The following is a 14,611-nucleotide window of genomic DNA, read 5'->3' as shown; positions in this document are numbered from 1 at the left end:
TTGATATTTTGATACTCAATGAAAAGCAAAGAGCAAACTAGGAAGCTAGTCGCAGGTTACTCAAAACACTGTTTTGAGGTTGCAGATGGAAGCTGACGTTGTTTGAAGAGATTTTCGAAGAGTATGAATGCTAAAAACAGGTAATTAATACTAGTATAACGCAGGTATTCGGTAGAAGGCAAGTATTTATAATCATTTTTCTGAGCAAAAGCAAAAGAGACCGAAAAATCCAGTCTCCTTCTAGTCTATTTTGATAAAACAATGCGATCAGATGCTTCTCTATCCATATCGTCGATAATCATCTGATTGCCATTGATTGCATAAATCTTGACATCATCACCAATAATCATGCGTTGATTAGCAACGTCGAAACTAACCTGTTTGATTTCTTGTTCCCCGTCAGTTCCTACCTGAGTCCAGGTACCAGTTGTTCCAGTCACCACTAAAGTGATACGGTCTCCTTCGTCCTGACCAGTATAAGTTCCATCAATATTAGTTGGTTGAGCCTCAGGCGCATTTTGTGAAGAACTTGTTGCTGCCTGGTTGCTATTTTCTGTAGAAGATGAAGCTGTTGCTTGTGATTGTTGAGTTTGTTGAGTTTGCGATTGAGTTGCTGGTTGTTGAACTTGTTGAGCTCTTTGTGAACAAGCTACTAAGAGACTAAGACTTGCTAGAGAAGCAAGAGAAAGTGTGAATCTTTTTAATTTCATGATGAATTTCCTTTCTGCTACCAATTTACAGAATTTTTTCCTTCTAACTAGTAGTTTCCCTAGTATAACAAGTTCAAAAAAGGAGGTCAATTTATCTGCTCATGCCCCAGTAGATAGCCCCGTACCTCTGAGATAAAATAGAGAGACCCTGTAACGAACAACAAATCCTGGGCATCTGCTCTTGCTTCAAAATCGCTAATAAATTCTCGATAAGAAGGAACTATATCGTAACCTGTTACATCTGTATCATCCAAAGAACCTTGATAGTCAAAGCCCGTCACCTTGAGTTCCACCTGAGACAATTTTTCAGTCAGATAAGCCAACATCCCTTGATAATCCTTCCGTTTCAAGGCTCCAAATAGGATTTGAGGACGATATCCTTCCTGCTCTTTTTCTTTAATAAATTCAACCAAGCGAGTCAAGGCAGGGAGGTTATGAGCACCGTCCAAGTAAATTTGAGGACGAATACGCTCCAAGCGACCAGCCCAATGGGTCTTCTCCAAAGCCTGTCTTACAACCTGCTCATCAACAACTTCCTTTCCTTCCATCATAAAAAGAAGAAACGTTTGCAACGCCAAGGCCGCATTTTCCTGCTGATAAGCTCCTTCTAAATCTATTTTCAACTGTGAAAGGTTAGCCAAAGAGCTTGAAAAATCCCCATTCAGCATTGAAAAATCCTGACCTGCCTGATAAAGGTCAACAGCTAAAGAGTCTGCTTTTTTCTGACAAACAAGCCTAGCTTCTGAAGGCAACTTAGCAATCACTGCCTTTTTACCAGCCTTAAAAATACCAGCTTTCTGCTCTGCAATTGCTGCTATACTGTCACCCAGAGTCTCCTGATGATCAAGTCCGATGGAAGTGATGACAGCAATCTCTCCAGTTACCACATTGGTCGTGTCTAGTAAACCACCAATTCCCACTTCTAGTAAAAGCAAATCCACCGCTTGCTCTCTAAAATAAAGAAAAGCAATCAAGGTCAGCAATTCAAAAAAAGACAACTGGTCATGGGTTTGCAGGAGCGTTTTCTCCATCTCCTTGACCTTATTAGCCAAACGGATGAAGTCTGCATCAGCTATTGGTTGCCCGTTAATGCAGATTCGATCATTGATAGAGACGATATGAGGGGAGGTGAAAGTCGCAACTTTTTTGCCATGCCCCATAAATAACTCCCTCATAAAAGCAATGGTAGATCCTTTTCCATTAGTTCCTGTTACGTGGATAATAGGATAAGACTTCTCGGGATTCCCCAACAAATCCACCGCTTGTTGCATTCGGCTCAAACCTGATCGAAAATTCAAACCAATCCGACTATAGAGCCATTCTTCTACTTCAAACATATACATCTCCTTAATTACAGGTTCAATCAACTACCTCAATAAAGTCTCATAACTAACAAAAACGAGGTCAGGATTTTCGTCCCGACCTCTTACCTGGTTAGCTAATCACTAGCAACTATGAATATTAACTTGAGCTAAAAACATCCCCCGGACTTACCAGCTCTCTCTTGTTACAAAGAGCTGGGCTAAAAACATCCACTGGATGTGCCTGCGTTTCTAATTTCTAGCGCAGGGCTAAACACGTCCACTGGACGTGTTTACTCCTCCATAAAGCTGTTGAAGACTTCTTCAATCATGTTCCATTCGTCTTCCGAGTCTTCTGGGATTGGTTGCAATTCGCCTTCTGTTCCATCTTCGTTTTCGATGAATGAGTAAGCTTGGATTTCAACTTGTCCGTCTTCGTCTTCTTCTGCGTTAACTGGAACTAGGAGAACATAGTTTTTACCAAATTCTTCTTTCCCGTCAATCGTCAAAAGGATTTCAAACAAGGTTTCGTTTCCTTGCTCATCTACTAGTGTGATTAGTTCACGTTCTTCGTGGTCGTGGTTATGATCGTGTGACATAGCCTCTCCTTTGTATTAAAATTTTCTATCTAAATAATTTTGTAAAATCAGCTGAGCTGCTAACTTATCAATGACTTTCTTGCGCTTATTGCGACTGATATCTGCTTGTTCAATCAACATGCGTTCAGCCGCAACTGTTGTCAAGCGTTCATCTTGATAGTCTACTGGTAAACCAAAAAGCTCTTCTAGCTTGGCTCCGTAGGCTTGACTAGCTTCCACACGCGGTCCACTTGTATTGTTCATGTTTTTAGGCAAGCCCACTACAAATCGTTCCACCTTGTAAGTATCAACCAACTCTTTAACGCGGTCAAAACCAAATTGACCTTGCTCCTCATTGATTTGGATGATTTCAAGTCCTTGAGCTGTAAAACCAAGCGGATCGCTAATAGCCACCCCTACCGTTTTTGAACCGACGTCCAATCCCATAATTCTCATAGGTTATAGATCGACTCCTTGTCCTTTAAGGTAGTAGCGGACCAATTCCTCAACGATTTCATCACGCTCATACTTACGGATTTGATTTCGTGCATTATTATAACGAGGAACGTAGGCAGGGTCTCCACTCAATACGTAACCTACGATTTGGTTAATTGGGTTGTAGCCCTTATCGTTCAACGAAGCATAGACATCAGTCAAAGTTTCGCTAATTTCTTTTTTATTGGAATCGTCCAATTTAAAACGTACTGTTTCTTCAGTAAATCCCATTCTAACACCCTCTTTCCTTAGAATAGTACCATTATAGCATAATTCCTTACGTTCTACAATTCAGGCAGTCTATTTATTTGGATTTTCTATTGTTCTGTCGCACCATTTGCCAATCGGTCTGAAATATATTTGCTTGGTTCATTCTTCAAGAGATTTTCTAAACCAATGTTCTTCAAATATTCCAACTGAGAAGCCTTCTTGACATCCAGAACTTGAAAATCAAAACTAGTCGTTGTTTGAAGTTCGGTTGCACTCAATAGTTTAGTTTCAAGCTTAAATCCTACTAATTTACGAGCTTCTACGATGGATTCGTCTTTCTCTTCCGCCTCGAGAAGAGCTTTTTGGGTTTCTTCCACTCCATGTTGGTCAATATAAGTCTTCAACTCATCTGAGACTGGACGCTTTTGTTGAATCGTTAAGGTCAAAAAAGTCTTGTCTTTATAAGTAATGGTTTGGGTTTGCTGGCTACCATCATCTGATTTCGGCAAAACCAAAGTCTTGGTTACAACTGTATTCTTCTCGGCATTTTCAATAACTGGCAATGCCGACTGAAGCGTATCCTTTTCTGTTTTTGTAGCCGGTCCAGTTTCTTTTTTCTGTCCGCAACCAACCAGGACAAAAAGGAAAGCTAGACTAACAAGAACAATTTTTTTCATTTCTCTCTTCTTTCTTTTTGAAATTAAAATAAGACTGGGAGTTGCTCCCAGCCTTGATGTTTATAGAGCTGCACGCAAACGTGCTTCTGCATTTTCTACATTACGGACAGAGCGTGGTAGGAAGGCACGAATATCGTCTTCCTTGTAGCCAACTTGCAGGCGTTTTTCATCCACAAGGATTGGGCTCTTTAAAATTCTCGGTGTTTCCATAATCAGATTGAGGACTTCATTGACACTCAAATCTTCAATATCCACTCCAAGGGCTTTGGCATAGCGATTTTTAGACGAAACGATGCTGGCTATTCCGTTATCTGTTTTTGTCAGAATATCCAGTAATTCTTCTCGCGTAATTCCTTCTTTACCAAGGTTTTGTTCTTTATAACTTAACTGGTGGGCATTGAGCCAGGTTTTTGCTTTTTTACAGCTAGTACAACTTGAGACTGTATAAATTTTAATCATGTACCTACCCCTTTCGCTACATGTTACTATCAGTTTAGTCTATTATACCATAAAAAACATCCGACTTGCGACCTATTTTTAAATTTTTTTGACTTTTTTCGTCATTTTCGTACTTTTTTCTTGACAAAATGAAATTTACAGCCATTCTTGATATTTCTTGATATAGATTTTTTTCACAATTGTCACACTAATCATATACAAAATAATGATGAAAAGTAAAAAGATGAAATAAATCGATTTTAAAGGAGTTAGATGGAGAAGGCTAGCTAGTGGACTGTAGGGAAGGAAGGTCACAAAGGCTGCAGCCAATAGGGTTGTCACAAGGACTAGCCAAGCTGGACGACTTTGTAAAAAGGGAATTTTGGCTGAACGCAGCATATGGATAACCATGGTCTGTGACCACATGGACTCGATAAACCAACCTGTCTGAAACAAGACAATAAATCCTACAGCAGACTCCGCTCCATGGACATAGGCTTGACCTGTCGTCATGGGTACAATGATAAAATAGAGCAAAATAAAGGTCAAAATATCAAAGGCAGAAGAGATAGGCCCCATCCAAACCATGAAACGTGTGATAGACTTAGCTTCCCAGATATGCGGATTTCTCAAAAAATCTTTATCCACCTTGTCAAAAGGCAAGGCAATACAAGACAAATCATAGACTAGATTTAGGATAATTAAATGGACTGGAGCCATCGGTAAAAATGGTAAAAAGATTCCAGAAACCAAAAGGGATAAGATATTCCCAAAATTAGAACTCACTGTCATTTTGATATATTTGGTCATATTGGCATAGACCTTACGCCCTTCAACAAGTCCTTTTTCCAGCACCATGAGATCCTTATCAAGTAGGATAACATCAGCTGTTTCTTTGGCAATATCTACTGCTGTATCAACAGAAATCCCCACATCTGCAACTTTCATAGAAGGAGCATCATTGATCCCATCTCCCATATAGCCAACAGCATGACCATTAGCCTTAAATTGCAAAATAATCCTCGCTTTTTGGTCAGGTGAAAGTTTGGCGAAGACGGTTACCTCCTCTACGGCTTGGGCCAATTCTTGATCACTCATCTGATCAATTTCAGATCCTAACAACATCTGATTGATATCCAAACCAACCTTTTCACAGACTGCTTGGGTAACTTTTTCGTTGTCTCCCGTCAAAATCTTTGTTTGAACCCCATGCTCTAACAGAGCCTTAATTGCTGGTGCTGCAGATGGTTTAGGAGGATCTAGGAAGGCTAAATAACCAGTTAGAATCATATCCCCTTCATCATCAACTGTATAGGCATGACCTTCCCTCAAACCTGACTTATAGGCCACTCCTAAGACACGCAAACCTTGTTGATTTAGTTGTCTGACTTCTGCTAAAATTTCTTCTCTAATAACATCTGTCAAAGGAGTAATCACTCCTTGGTATTCCGCATAACTGGAAATCGTCAACATTTCCTCTAGGGCACCCTTGGTTACCAAACTAACAACTTCGTGTTCATCCTTAACGATAACACTCATCCGTCTACGTTCAAAATCAAAGGGAAGCTCATCTATTTTTTGAAAAGTTTGAGCCAGATTTTGCAAGAGGGCGTGTTCTTTTGCTTCCTTTTCAGTCCGTTTGATGATGGCTCTGTCCATCAAATTTTTCAAGCCAGTTTGAAAATAGGAATTGAGATAAGCTCGTCTCAAGACGGTCAAATCCAAGCGTCCGTGGATGTCCAAGGGATATTCAAGGACAATTTCGTCTTGGGTTAGAGTTCCTGTCTTATCTGTACACAAAATATCAATCGCCCCTAAGTCCTGTATGGCATTGAGTTTCTTGATAACCACTTTTTCCTTGGCCATAATGATGGAGCCTTTTGCTAGACTGGCCGTGATAATCATAGGAAGCATCTCAGGTGTAAGCCCAACACCAACACTCAAAGCAAATACGCCAGCTTCCAACCAGTCGCCATCTGTTAAACCATTGGACAAGAAAACGATGGGCACCATGACCAGCATCAAACGAATCAAGAGCCACGAAATACTATTCATTTCTCGCTCAAACGAAGTAGGCTCGTCATAGGTGTTCAAAGTCTGCTCAATGGCCCCCATCATGGTATCATCACCAACCGCCAAAACCACGGCCTTAGCACTACCAGACAAGACATTGGTTCCCATAAAGGCGAGCGCTTCTGCTTCCAGCAGACTATCAGATTGTTGAACTGTTGCCTTGGTCAAGGCCAATTTTTCAACCGATTCACTTTCACCTGTCAAGCCCGACTGTTGTACAAAGAAATCGCGCGACTCAAATAAAAGAAGATCTGCTGGAATCATGTCTCCAGCGCTTAATTTAACCACGTCACCTACTACCAAATCATCGATAGGTACTTCTTGGATTTCTCCTTGACGAATGACAGTCGCTGTGTTGACAATCATTTTTGATAGATTGGTCGCAGCCTTATCACTACGGAGTTCTTGGACAAAGCGTATGCCACCAGAAATGAGGACTAGGACAACGATGATAATGGAAGTTGTCGGATCTTCTTGACCTGGTTTTGCCAACCAGACATTGGTCACCAAGGAAATCATGGCGATGACCAGCAAGATGATGGTAAAAGGATTGATAATGGATTCGTAAATCTTTTTGAGGATACTGTCTTCTTGACCCTTTGTGATGGTATTTTCGCCATATAGGTCACGATTTTTCTCCACCTGCTCCTCAGTCAAGCCTGTTAGACTTGTCTTATAAAAAGATAGAGTTTCGTTTAAAGATGTATGAATAGCTGTTGCTAATCTTTCTTTTGTAGTTTTCATTGGTTTCTCCTATCTGTATGAATGATGTGTTTCATACACAGAGACCAATCACTTTATAAGGGTAGAACGACACAAATCAGCGATTGGCTGTGTATGTGCGGTTCCGGGTGATCGTCAATTTGCATCGTCTATCTCCTTTCTTTGATTTAAACAGTAGAAAATCCCACCATAAAATGGCAGGATTAAAAAACTAATTATCTGTTTTTCGTTCAAGCTTTAACTCCATAGGGCAATGTAATGAGCTTAGTCTTGGCCTTCGCGACCAGGACTGTTGACCAACGAGTAGTGTCTCCACTGCTTTGCGGTAGTCATCCGTATCCCTATGGTAGCCTCACCTACCGTTTTCGTCTTTCAGTATAAACCTTTAAAATTTAAAAGTCAATCATCTGAGTTGTTTAATTCTTAGATGACTATCAACTCTTTTGGAGCTAGGGTCAACAATTCACAACCTGTCTCTGTAATCAGGATATCATCCTCAATACGAACGCCATATTTGCCTTCGATGTAGATACCTGGTTCATCGGTCAAGGCCATACCTGCCTTAATAGTTTCTGTAGAAGTTTGGCTAAAGTAAGGCTCTTCATGAATATCCAGCCCAATACCGTGTCCGATACCGTGGGTAAAGTAGTCGCCATAGCCTGCTTCAATGATAATATCACGAGGAATTTTGTCAAAGTCACGGAAACCTAAGCCAGCCTTAGCTTGGTCAATCAAGGCTTGGTTGGCTTTGAGAACCGTATTGTAAATCTCTGCCTGCTCATCACTGACGTGTCCCAAGTAGATAGTCCGGGTCATATCACTGACATAGTGGTCATAAAGGCAACCGAAGTCCATAGTAACGGCTTCTCCTAGTTCCACTGGTTTGTGCATAGGATGAGCATGAGGTTTGGAAGAGTTGATACCACTAGCTAGAATAGTGTCAAAAGATAAGCCAGATGCTCCCAACTCACGCATACGGAAGTCAAGGAAGTTGGCAATTTCAATTTCAGTTTTTCCTGGCTTAATAAAGTCAAGCGCATCGCGGAAAGCTTGGTCTGAGATAGAACAAGCCTTGCGAATCGCTGCAATCTCTGCCTCATCCTTAATCATTCGAAGACCTTCAACAAACTGAGTTTGTGGAAGCAAGTCAATTCCTTCAAAGGCTACCTGCATACGGTGGTAATAAGATACTGAAATCTCATCCTCAAAACCGATTCGAGACAAGCCCATATCCTTAACAATGCCTGCAATGACAGCCAATTCATCACGATCAGCCACAATCTCAAACCCACTGGTTTCTTGCTTAGCTGCAATGATATAGCGAGAGTCTGTCACCAAGACCTGACGGTCACGGCTGATGAAGACTGTTCCGTTTGAGCCCCAAAAACCAGTCAAATAATAGACGTTTTTAAGGTTATTGATGATGATGCCATCTAGTTCTTTTTCTTGCATTTTAGCTAGAAATGCTTGTACACGTTTATTCATGATGTAACTTTCCTTTCAAATAGTGTCCTGTGTAGCTGGCTTCATTGGCCGCTACTTCTTCTGGAGTTCCTGTTGCGATGATGGTTCCACCACCGACACCGCCCTCAGGTCCCAAGTCAATAATATGGTCTGCAGTCTTAATAACGTCTAGATTGTGCTCAATGACGAGGACTGTATTGCCATCGTCTACAAAGCGAGCTAAAACCTTAAGCAAGCGAGCGATATCCTCGGTATGAAGACCTGTCGTCGGCTCATCCAGAATGTAGAAAGATTTTCCTGTCGATCGTTTGTGGAGTTCACTAGCCAGCTTCATACGCTGGGCTTCTCCCCCAGAAAGGGTGGTAGCTGGTTGCCCTAGCGTCACATAGCCCAGTCCCACATCCTTGATAGTCTGAAGTTTACGTTGAATTTTCGGAATATGTTGGAAGAATTCCACCGCATCGTTGACCGTCATGTCCAAGACCTGTGAAATATTTTTTTCCTTGTAGTGAACTTCTAGGGTTTCACTGTTGTAGCGGGTTCCGTGGCAGACCTCACAAGACACATAAACATCTGGCAAGAAGTGCATCTCAATCTTGATGATCCCGTCACCTGAGCAGGCTTCACAGCGACCTCCCTTAACATTGAAACTGAAACGTCCCTTTTTGTAACCACGAATCTTAGCCTCATTTGTCTGGGCAAAAAGGTCACGTATATCGTCAAAAACTCCTGTATAGGTAGCTGGGTTGGACCTCGGCGTTCGTCCGATAGGGCTCTGATCAATATCAATCAAGCGGTCTACATGCTCAATCCCTGTAATCGTTTTAAACTTACCAGGTTTGTCTGAATTGCGGTTGAGCTTCTGGGCAATGGCTTTTTTGAGAATACTGTTGATTAAGGTCGATTTCCCAGAACCTGATACACCAGTCACAGCGATAAATTTTCCTAACGGGAAGCGAGCTGTGACATTTTGCAGGTTGTTCTCACGCGCTCCTGTCACCTCGATAAAACGACCATTTCCAGTACGGCGCTCTTCTGGCACTGGAATGGCACGTTTGCCTGACAAGTACTGGCCTGTGATAGACTTGCTGTTGCGAGCCACCTGTTTGGGCGTACCTGCAGCGACAATCTCCCCACCAAAAACACCGGCACCGGGACCAACGTCAATCAGATAATCCGCCTCGCGCATGGTATCTTCATCATGTTCTACCACAATGAGAGTATTGCCCAAATCACGCATCTTTTTGAGACTGGCAATCAGACGGTCATTATCCCTCTGGTGAAGACCGATTGACGGCTCATCCAAAATATAGAGAACACCTGATAGGTTAGAACCAATCTGGGTCGCCAAGCGAATACGCTGACTTTCCCCACCTGAAAGGGTTCCTGCCGAACGTGACAGGGTTAGATAGTTAAGACCCACGTTATTAAGGAAGGTCAAACGGTCCTTGATTTCCTTGAGAATAGGCCGAGCAATGATGGCTTCATTTTCAGACAAGGTTAACTGGCTCACCAAGTCCAAGTGGTCAGCGATAGACAGGTCTGAGATTTCTCCAATATGTGGCCCTTGCTGGCCACCCACACGGACAGACAAGGCCTGGTCATTGAGACGATAGCCGTGACAGGTTCCGCAGGTCAGCTCATTCATGTAAAGGCGCATCTGGGTGCGAGTGTAATCGCTGTTTGTCTCGTGATAGCGACGCTTGATATTATTGACAACTCCCTCAAAAGGAATGTCAATATCGCGCACACCACCAAATTCATTCTCATAGTGGAAATGGAATTCCTTGCCATCTGAGCCGTAGAGAATCAAGTTCTTATCCTCTTCTGACAAGTCCTCAAAAGGCTTATCCATATCCACTCCAAAGGCTGTCATAGCCTGCTCTAGCATGTTTGGATAGTAGTTGGATGAGATAGGATTCCAAGGTGCCAGCGCCCCCTCACGTAGCGTTTTGCTGGCATCTGGCACTACCAAATCAGTATCCACCTCCAGCTTGATGCCCAAGCCGTCACACTCACTACAAGAACCAAAAGGAGCATTGAAGGAGAAGAGACGTGGCTCTAACTCTGGAACAGTAAATCCACAAACTGGGCAGGCATAATGCTCAGAGAACAACAACTCAGAGTCGTCCATGGTGTCGATAATGACATAGCCTTCTGCGATACGAAGGGCAGCCTCAATGGAATCAAAGAGACGACTACGAATGCCCTCCTTGATAACAATACGGTCAACCACGACATCAATATTGTGTTGCTTGCTCTTAGACAACTCTGGCACTTCGGTTACATCATAGACTTCACCATCCACACGGACACGGACATACCCATCTTTCTGAACCTTCTCGATAACACTCTTATGTTGACCTTTTTTCTTGCGGATGACCGGGGCCAAGATCTGCAAGCGCTGGCGTTCAGGCAATTCTAAAACCTTATCCACGATTTGCTCCACAGAAGAAGCCTTGATAGCTCCATGCCCGTTGATACAGTAAGGCGTCCCCACACGTGCGTAGAGGAGACGCAGATAGTCATTGATTTCAGTCGTTGTTCCCACCGTCGAGCGAGGGTTTTTGCTAGTCGTTTTCTGGTCGATGGAAATAGCTGGGCTGAGGCCATCAATGGCATCTACATCAGGCTTCTCCATATTGCCCAAGAACTGACGAGCATAGGCTGACAAACTCTCCACATAGCGACGTTGTCCCTCCGCATAGAGGGTATCAAAGGCCAGACTGGATTTCCCTGAACCTGACAAACCAGTCACGACAACCAGCTTGTCTCGTGGAATCTCCACATCAATATTTTTTAAATTATGGGCACGCGCCCCATGAATGACAATTTTATCTTGCATCTTTGTTCTTTCTAGTCCATTATTGCTTACCATTATACCAAAAAAAGTGAGATTCTATTACCCAAAAGGCCGATTTTGTAGTATAATAGTACGGTGTGAAAAAATCTGAAAAATGAGAAAGGATAAGGGATATGAAACAAGTTTTTCTCTCTACAACAACTGAATTTAAAGAGATCGATACGCTTGAACCGGGTACTTGGATCAATCTCGTCAATCCGACTCAAAATGAATCACTCGAAATCGCTAACGCCTTCGATATTGATATTGCCGACCTTCGAGCACCGCTCGATGCGGAAGAAATGTCTCGTATTACCATTGAAGACGAGTATACCCTGATTATCGTTGACGTGCCGGTCACAGAAGAAAGAAATAACCGCACCTACTACGTAACCATCCCGCTTGGTATTATCATCACCGAGGAAACCATTATCACTACGTGTTTGGAACCATTACCAGTCCTCGATGTCTTTATCAACCGTCGATTACGTAATTTCTACACCTTCATGCGTTCGCGTTTCATCTTCCAGATTCTCTATCGCAATGCAGAGCTTTACCTAACAGCCCTTCGTTCGATTGACCGTAAGAGTGAACAAATCGAAAGTCAACTGCATCAATCAACTCGTAATGAAGAATTGATTGAACTCATGGAATTGGAAAAAACCATCGTCTATTTCAAGGCTTCCCTCAAAACAAATGAGCGTGTGATTAAGAAATTGACCAGCTCAACCAGCAATATCAAGAAATACCTTGAGGACGAAGACCTACTTGAAGATACCCTGATTGAAACCCAACAGGCCATCGAGATGGCAGACATTTATGGAAACGTCTTGCATTCTATGACAGAGACCTTCGCCTCTATCATTTCTAACAACCAGAACAACATCATGAAAACCTTGGCCCTTGTGACCATCGTCATGTCCATCCCAACCATGGTCTTTTCTGCCTACGGGATGAACTTTAAGGATAATGAAATCCCCCTAAATGGTGAGCCGAATGCCTTCTGGTTAATCGTCTTTATCGCCTTTGCTATGAGTGTCTCGCTCACTCTCTATCTCATCCATAAAAAATGGTTCTAAGAGGAGTTCCTATGTCTCAGATTGATCTACAAAAATTAACCAAGAAAAACCAAGAGTTTGTCCACATCGCTACCCAACAATTCATCAAAGATGGGAAAACAGACGCTGAAATCAAGACTATTTTTGAGGAAGTTATTCCCCAAATCCTTGAAGAGCAAGCCAAAGGCACTACTGCTCGTTCCCTCTACGGCGCACCGACCCACTGGGCTCATAGTTTCACTGTCAAGGAACAATATGAAAAAGAGCATCCAAAAGAAAATGATGATCCAAAACTGATGATTATGGACTCAGCCCTTTTCATCACTAGCCTCTTTGCCCTCGTCAGCGCCCTCACAACCTTCTTTGCGGCAGATCAAGCTTTCGGCTATGGATTGATTACCCTCCTCTTAGTTGGACTGGTTGGTGGATTTGCCTTCTACTTGATGTACTACTTTGTTTACCAATACTATGGACCAGATATGGACCGCAGTCAACGTCCACCTTTCTGGAAATCTGTACTGGTTATCCTAGCTTCTATGTTCCTTTGGTTGCTTGTCTTCTTTGCAACAAGCTTCCTACCAGCTAGCCTTAATCCAGTACTTGCTCCATTGCCACTGGCTATTATCGGAGCAGCCCTCCTAGCCCTTCGCTTCTATCTCAAGAAACGCTTGAACATCCGCAGCGCAAGTGCAGGACCAACACGTTATTAAGAAGAATCATAAAAGCAACTGCAGGTGCGGTTGCTTTTTACTACTTTCTTGATTTAAAAGCATTCTTCTGACATCCCACATAGTTTCCTCTTATATTTTGTGATAAAATAGGCTCATACTCAATGAAAATCAAAGAGCAAACTAGGAAGCTAGCCGTAGGTTGCTCAAAGCACTGCCTTGAGGTTGTAGATAGAACTGACGAAGTCAGTAACATATATACGGCAAGGCAAAGCTGACGTGGTTTGAAGAGGTTTTCGAAGAGTATCAATCTATTTCTAGGAGGATAAAATATGATTTCTACTATTGGTATTGTTAGTTTATCTAGTGGCATTATCGGAGAGGACTTTGTCAAACACGAAGTGGACTTGGGTGTCCAACGTCTCAAGGACTTGGGACTCAATCCTACCTTTTTGCCCCATTCGCAAAAAGGATTAGACTTTATCAAAGACCATCCTGAAGCGCGTGCAGAGGATTTGATGCATGCCTTTTCTGATGATAGCATCGACATAATCCTATGCGCCATCGGTGGAGACGATACCTATCGCTTACTACCTTATCTTTTTGAAAATGACCAACTACAGAAAGTTATCAAACAAAAGATTTTTCTTGGCTTCTCGGATACAACCATGAACCACCTCATGTTGCATAAACTAGGAATCAAGACTTTTTATGGTCAATCCTTTTTAGCAGACATTTGTGAATTAGACAAGGAAATGCTGCCCTATAGCCTTCACTACTTTAAAGAATTGATTGAGACGGGAAGAATCTCAGAAATCCGCCCTAGCAATGTTTGGTATGAGGAACGAACTGATTTTAGTCCCAAATCTCTGGGGACACCTCGTGTCAGTCATGCAAATACCGGTTTTGAGTTGTTGCAAGGAAATGCCCAGTTCGAGGGAAAAATCCTCGGTGGTTGCCTCGAATCCCTCTACGATATCTTTGACAACTCTCGATACGCAGATAGCACGGAGCTCTGCCAAAAATACAAACTTTTCCCTGACTTGTCAGACTGGGAAGGAAAAATCCTCTTGCTAGAAACAAGCGAAGAAAAGCCTGAGCCAGAAGACTTCAAAAAGATGTTGCGGACTTTAAAGAACACTGGTATATTCGAGGCCATCAGTGGACTCCTGGTCGGAAAACCTATGGATGAAACTTTCTATGACGACTATAAAGAGGCACTATTGGATATCATTGACAGCAATATCCCGATTGTCTATAATCTGAATATCGGACACGCAACTCCAAGAGCAATTGTCCCCTTCGGAGTCCACGCCTATGTAGATGCACAGGAGCAAGTCATTCGCTTTGACTATAACAAAAAATAAGTAGTTT

The 14,611-nt window shown here is 42.5% G+C and carries 13 protein-coding genes and 1 riboswitch; of the genes, 3 read left to right on the top strand and 10 right to left on the bottom strand.

Features of this window, described 5'->3' with window-relative positions; all coding sequences use genetic code 11:
* Positions 1 to 245: 245 nt before the first annotated feature.
* The 10 genes from ACLNCP_RS03535 to uvrA form a co-directional block, all read right to left on the bottom strand.
* A complete protein-coding gene (locus ACLNCP_RS03535) occupies positions 246 to 710 on the bottom strand; it encodes an SP_0198 family lipoprotein (RefSeq protein WP_424844036.1) in 465 nt (154 codons plus the stop codon).
* Positions 711 to 796: 86 nt separating this feature from the next.
* On the bottom strand, positions 797 to 2,047 hold the full coding sequence (locus ACLNCP_RS03530; RefSeq protein WP_424844035.1) for a folylpolyglutamate synthase/dihydrofolate synthase family protein: 1,251 nt from the start codon (positions 2,045 to 2,047) through the stop codon (positions 797 to 799).
* A 257-nt stretch (positions 2,048 to 2,304) separates the two neighbouring features.
* A complete protein-coding gene (locus ACLNCP_RS03525; RefSeq protein WP_000017620.1) occupies positions 2,305 to 2,610 on the bottom strand; it encodes a DUF1292 domain-containing protein in 306 nt (101 codons plus the stop codon).
* Positions 2,611 to 2,625: 15 nt separating this feature from the next.
* Positions 2,626 to 3,045: a Holliday junction resolvase RuvX gene (ruvX, locus tag ACLNCP_RS03520; RefSeq protein WP_004239076.1), complete on the bottom strand. Its 420-nt coding sequence runs from the start codon at positions 3,043 to 3,045 to the stop codon at positions 2,626 to 2,628.
* A 3-nt stretch (positions 3,046 to 3,048) separates the two neighbouring features.
* Complete coding sequence (locus tag ACLNCP_RS03515) at positions 3,049 to 3,315, bottom strand: IreB family regulatory phosphoprotein (RefSeq protein WP_000507059.1); 267 nt, start codon at positions 3,313 to 3,315, stop codon at positions 3,049 to 3,051.
* A gap of 86 nt (positions 3,316 to 3,401) precedes the next feature.
* On the bottom strand, positions 3,402 to 3,971 hold the full coding sequence (locus tag ACLNCP_RS03510) for an SP0191 family lipoprotein (protein ID WP_424844034.1): 570 nt from the start codon (positions 3,969 to 3,971) through the stop codon (positions 3,402 to 3,404).
* Positions 3,972 to 4,031: 60 nt separating this feature from the next.
* Positions 4,032 to 4,430 carry a transcriptional regulator Spx gene (spx, locus tag ACLNCP_RS03505; protein ID WP_000591165.1) on the bottom strand — a complete coding sequence of 133 codons (399 nt, stop codon included), beginning with the start codon at positions 4,428 to 4,430 and terminating at the stop codon, positions 4,032 to 4,034.
* A gap of 135 nt (positions 4,431 to 4,565) precedes the next feature.
* The gene (mgtA, locus tag ACLNCP_RS03500; protein ID WP_000858854.1) at positions 4,566 to 7,226 is read right to left on the bottom strand and encodes a magnesium-translocating P-type ATPase; all 2,661 of its coding nucleotides are present in this window, start codon (positions 7,224 to 7,226) and stop codon (positions 4,566 to 4,568) included.
* Between the two features lie 194 nt (positions 7,227 to 7,420).
* Positions 7,421 to 7,571: riboswitch (M-box (ykoK) riboswitch) on the bottom strand.
* A gap of 57 nt (positions 7,572 to 7,628) precedes the next feature.
* On the bottom strand, positions 7,629 to 8,690 hold the full coding sequence (locus tag ACLNCP_RS03495) for a M24 family metallopeptidase (RefSeq protein WP_049543967.1): 1,062 nt from the start codon (positions 8,688 to 8,690) through the stop codon (positions 7,629 to 7,631).
* Positions 8,683 to 11,514: an excinuclease ABC subunit UvrA gene (gene uvrA / locus ACLNCP_RS03490; RefSeq protein WP_424844033.1), complete on the bottom strand. Its 2,832-nt coding sequence runs from the start codon at positions 11,512 to 11,514 to the stop codon at positions 8,683 to 8,685. The genes ACLNCP_RS03495 and uvrA overlap by 8 nt, the downstream gene beginning before the upstream one ends.
* A gap of 131 nt (positions 11,515 to 11,645) precedes the next feature.
* Between uvrA and ACLNCP_RS03485 the strand changes: the two genes are divergently transcribed.
* The 3 genes from ACLNCP_RS03485 to ACLNCP_RS03475 all read left to right on the top strand — a co-directional run bounded on the left by ACLNCP_RS03485 (position 11,646) and on the right by ACLNCP_RS03475 (position 14,604).
* The gene (locus ACLNCP_RS03485; RefSeq protein WP_000815623.1) at positions 11,646 to 12,590 is read left to right on the top strand and encodes a magnesium transporter CorA family protein; all 945 of its coding nucleotides are present in this window, start codon (positions 11,646 to 11,648) and stop codon (positions 12,588 to 12,590) included.
* 11 nt (positions 12,591 to 12,601) lie between these two features.
* The gene (locus ACLNCP_RS03480; protein ID WP_261034857.1) at positions 12,602 to 13,279 is read left to right on the top strand and encodes a DUF1129 domain-containing protein; all 678 of its coding nucleotides are present in this window, start codon (positions 12,602 to 12,604) and stop codon (positions 13,277 to 13,279) included.
* A 290-nt stretch (positions 13,280 to 13,569) separates the two neighbouring features.
* On the top strand, positions 13,570 to 14,604 hold the full coding sequence (locus ACLNCP_RS03475; protein ID WP_424844032.1) for a S66 family peptidase: 1,035 nt from the start codon (positions 13,570 to 13,572) through the stop codon (positions 14,602 to 14,604).
* The last annotated feature ends 7 nt before the right edge of the window (positions 14,605 to 14,611 follow it).

It is taken from the genome of Streptococcus sp. CL6.35 (assembly GCF_049737915.1).
Taxonomy (GTDB): Bacteria; Bacillota; Bacilli; order Lactobacillales; family Streptococcaceae; genus Streptococcus.
The sequence above is the reverse complement of the archived record's forward strand: the minus strand, read 5'-3'. Positions and strand labels throughout refer to the sequence as shown.

Excerpts from the sequence above, each read along its gene's own strand:
- ACLNCP_RS03525 (WP_000017620.1), bottom strand. The coding sequence starts at position 2,610 with ATGTCACACGATCATAACCACGACCACGAAGAACGTGAACTAATCACA.
- ACLNCP_RS03530 (WP_424844035.1), bottom strand. The coding sequence starts at position 2,047 with ATGTTTGAAGTAGAAGAATGGCTCTATAGTCGGATTGGTTTGAATTTT.
- ACLNCP_RS03485 (WP_000815623.1), top strand. The coding sequence starts at position 11,646 with ATGAAACAAGTTTTTCTCTCTACAACAACTGAATTTAAAGAGATCGAT.
- mgtA (WP_000858854.1), bottom strand. The coding sequence starts at position 7,226 with ATGAAAACTACAAAAGAAAGATTAGCAACAGCTATTCATACATCTTTA.
- ACLNCP_RS03515 (WP_000507059.1), bottom strand. The coding sequence starts at position 3,315 with ATGGGATTTACTGAAGAAACAGTACGTTTTAAATTGGACGATTCCAAT.
- ACLNCP_RS03535 (WP_424844036.1), bottom strand. The coding sequence starts at position 710 with ATGAAATTAAAAAGATTCACACTTTCTCTTGCTTCTCTAGCAAGTCTT.
- ACLNCP_RS03495 (WP_049543967.1), bottom strand. The coding sequence starts at position 8,690 with ATGAATAAACGTGTACAAGCATTTCTAGCTAAAATGCAAGAAAAAGAA.
- spx (WP_000591165.1), bottom strand. The coding sequence starts at position 4,430 with ATGATTAAAATTTATACAGTCTCAAGTTGTACTAGCTGTAAAAAAGCA.
- uvrA (WP_424844033.1), bottom strand. The coding sequence starts at position 11,514 with ATGCAAGATAAAATTGTCATTCATGGGGCGCGTGCCCATAATTTAAAA.
- ACLNCP_RS03510 (WP_424844034.1), bottom strand. The coding sequence starts at position 3,971 with ATGAAAAAAATTGTTCTTGTTAGTCTAGCTTTCCTTTTTGTCCTGGTT.
- ruvX (WP_004239076.1), bottom strand. The coding sequence starts at position 3,045 with ATGAGAATTATGGGATTGGACGTCGGTTCAAAAACGGTAGGGGTGGCT.
- ACLNCP_RS03475 (WP_424844032.1), top strand. The coding sequence starts at position 13,570 with ATGATTTCTACTATTGGTATTGTTAGTTTATCTAGTGGCATTATCGGA.
- ACLNCP_RS03480 (WP_261034857.1), top strand. The coding sequence starts at position 12,602 with ATGTCTCAGATTGATCTACAAAAATTAACCAAGAAAAACCAAGAGTTT.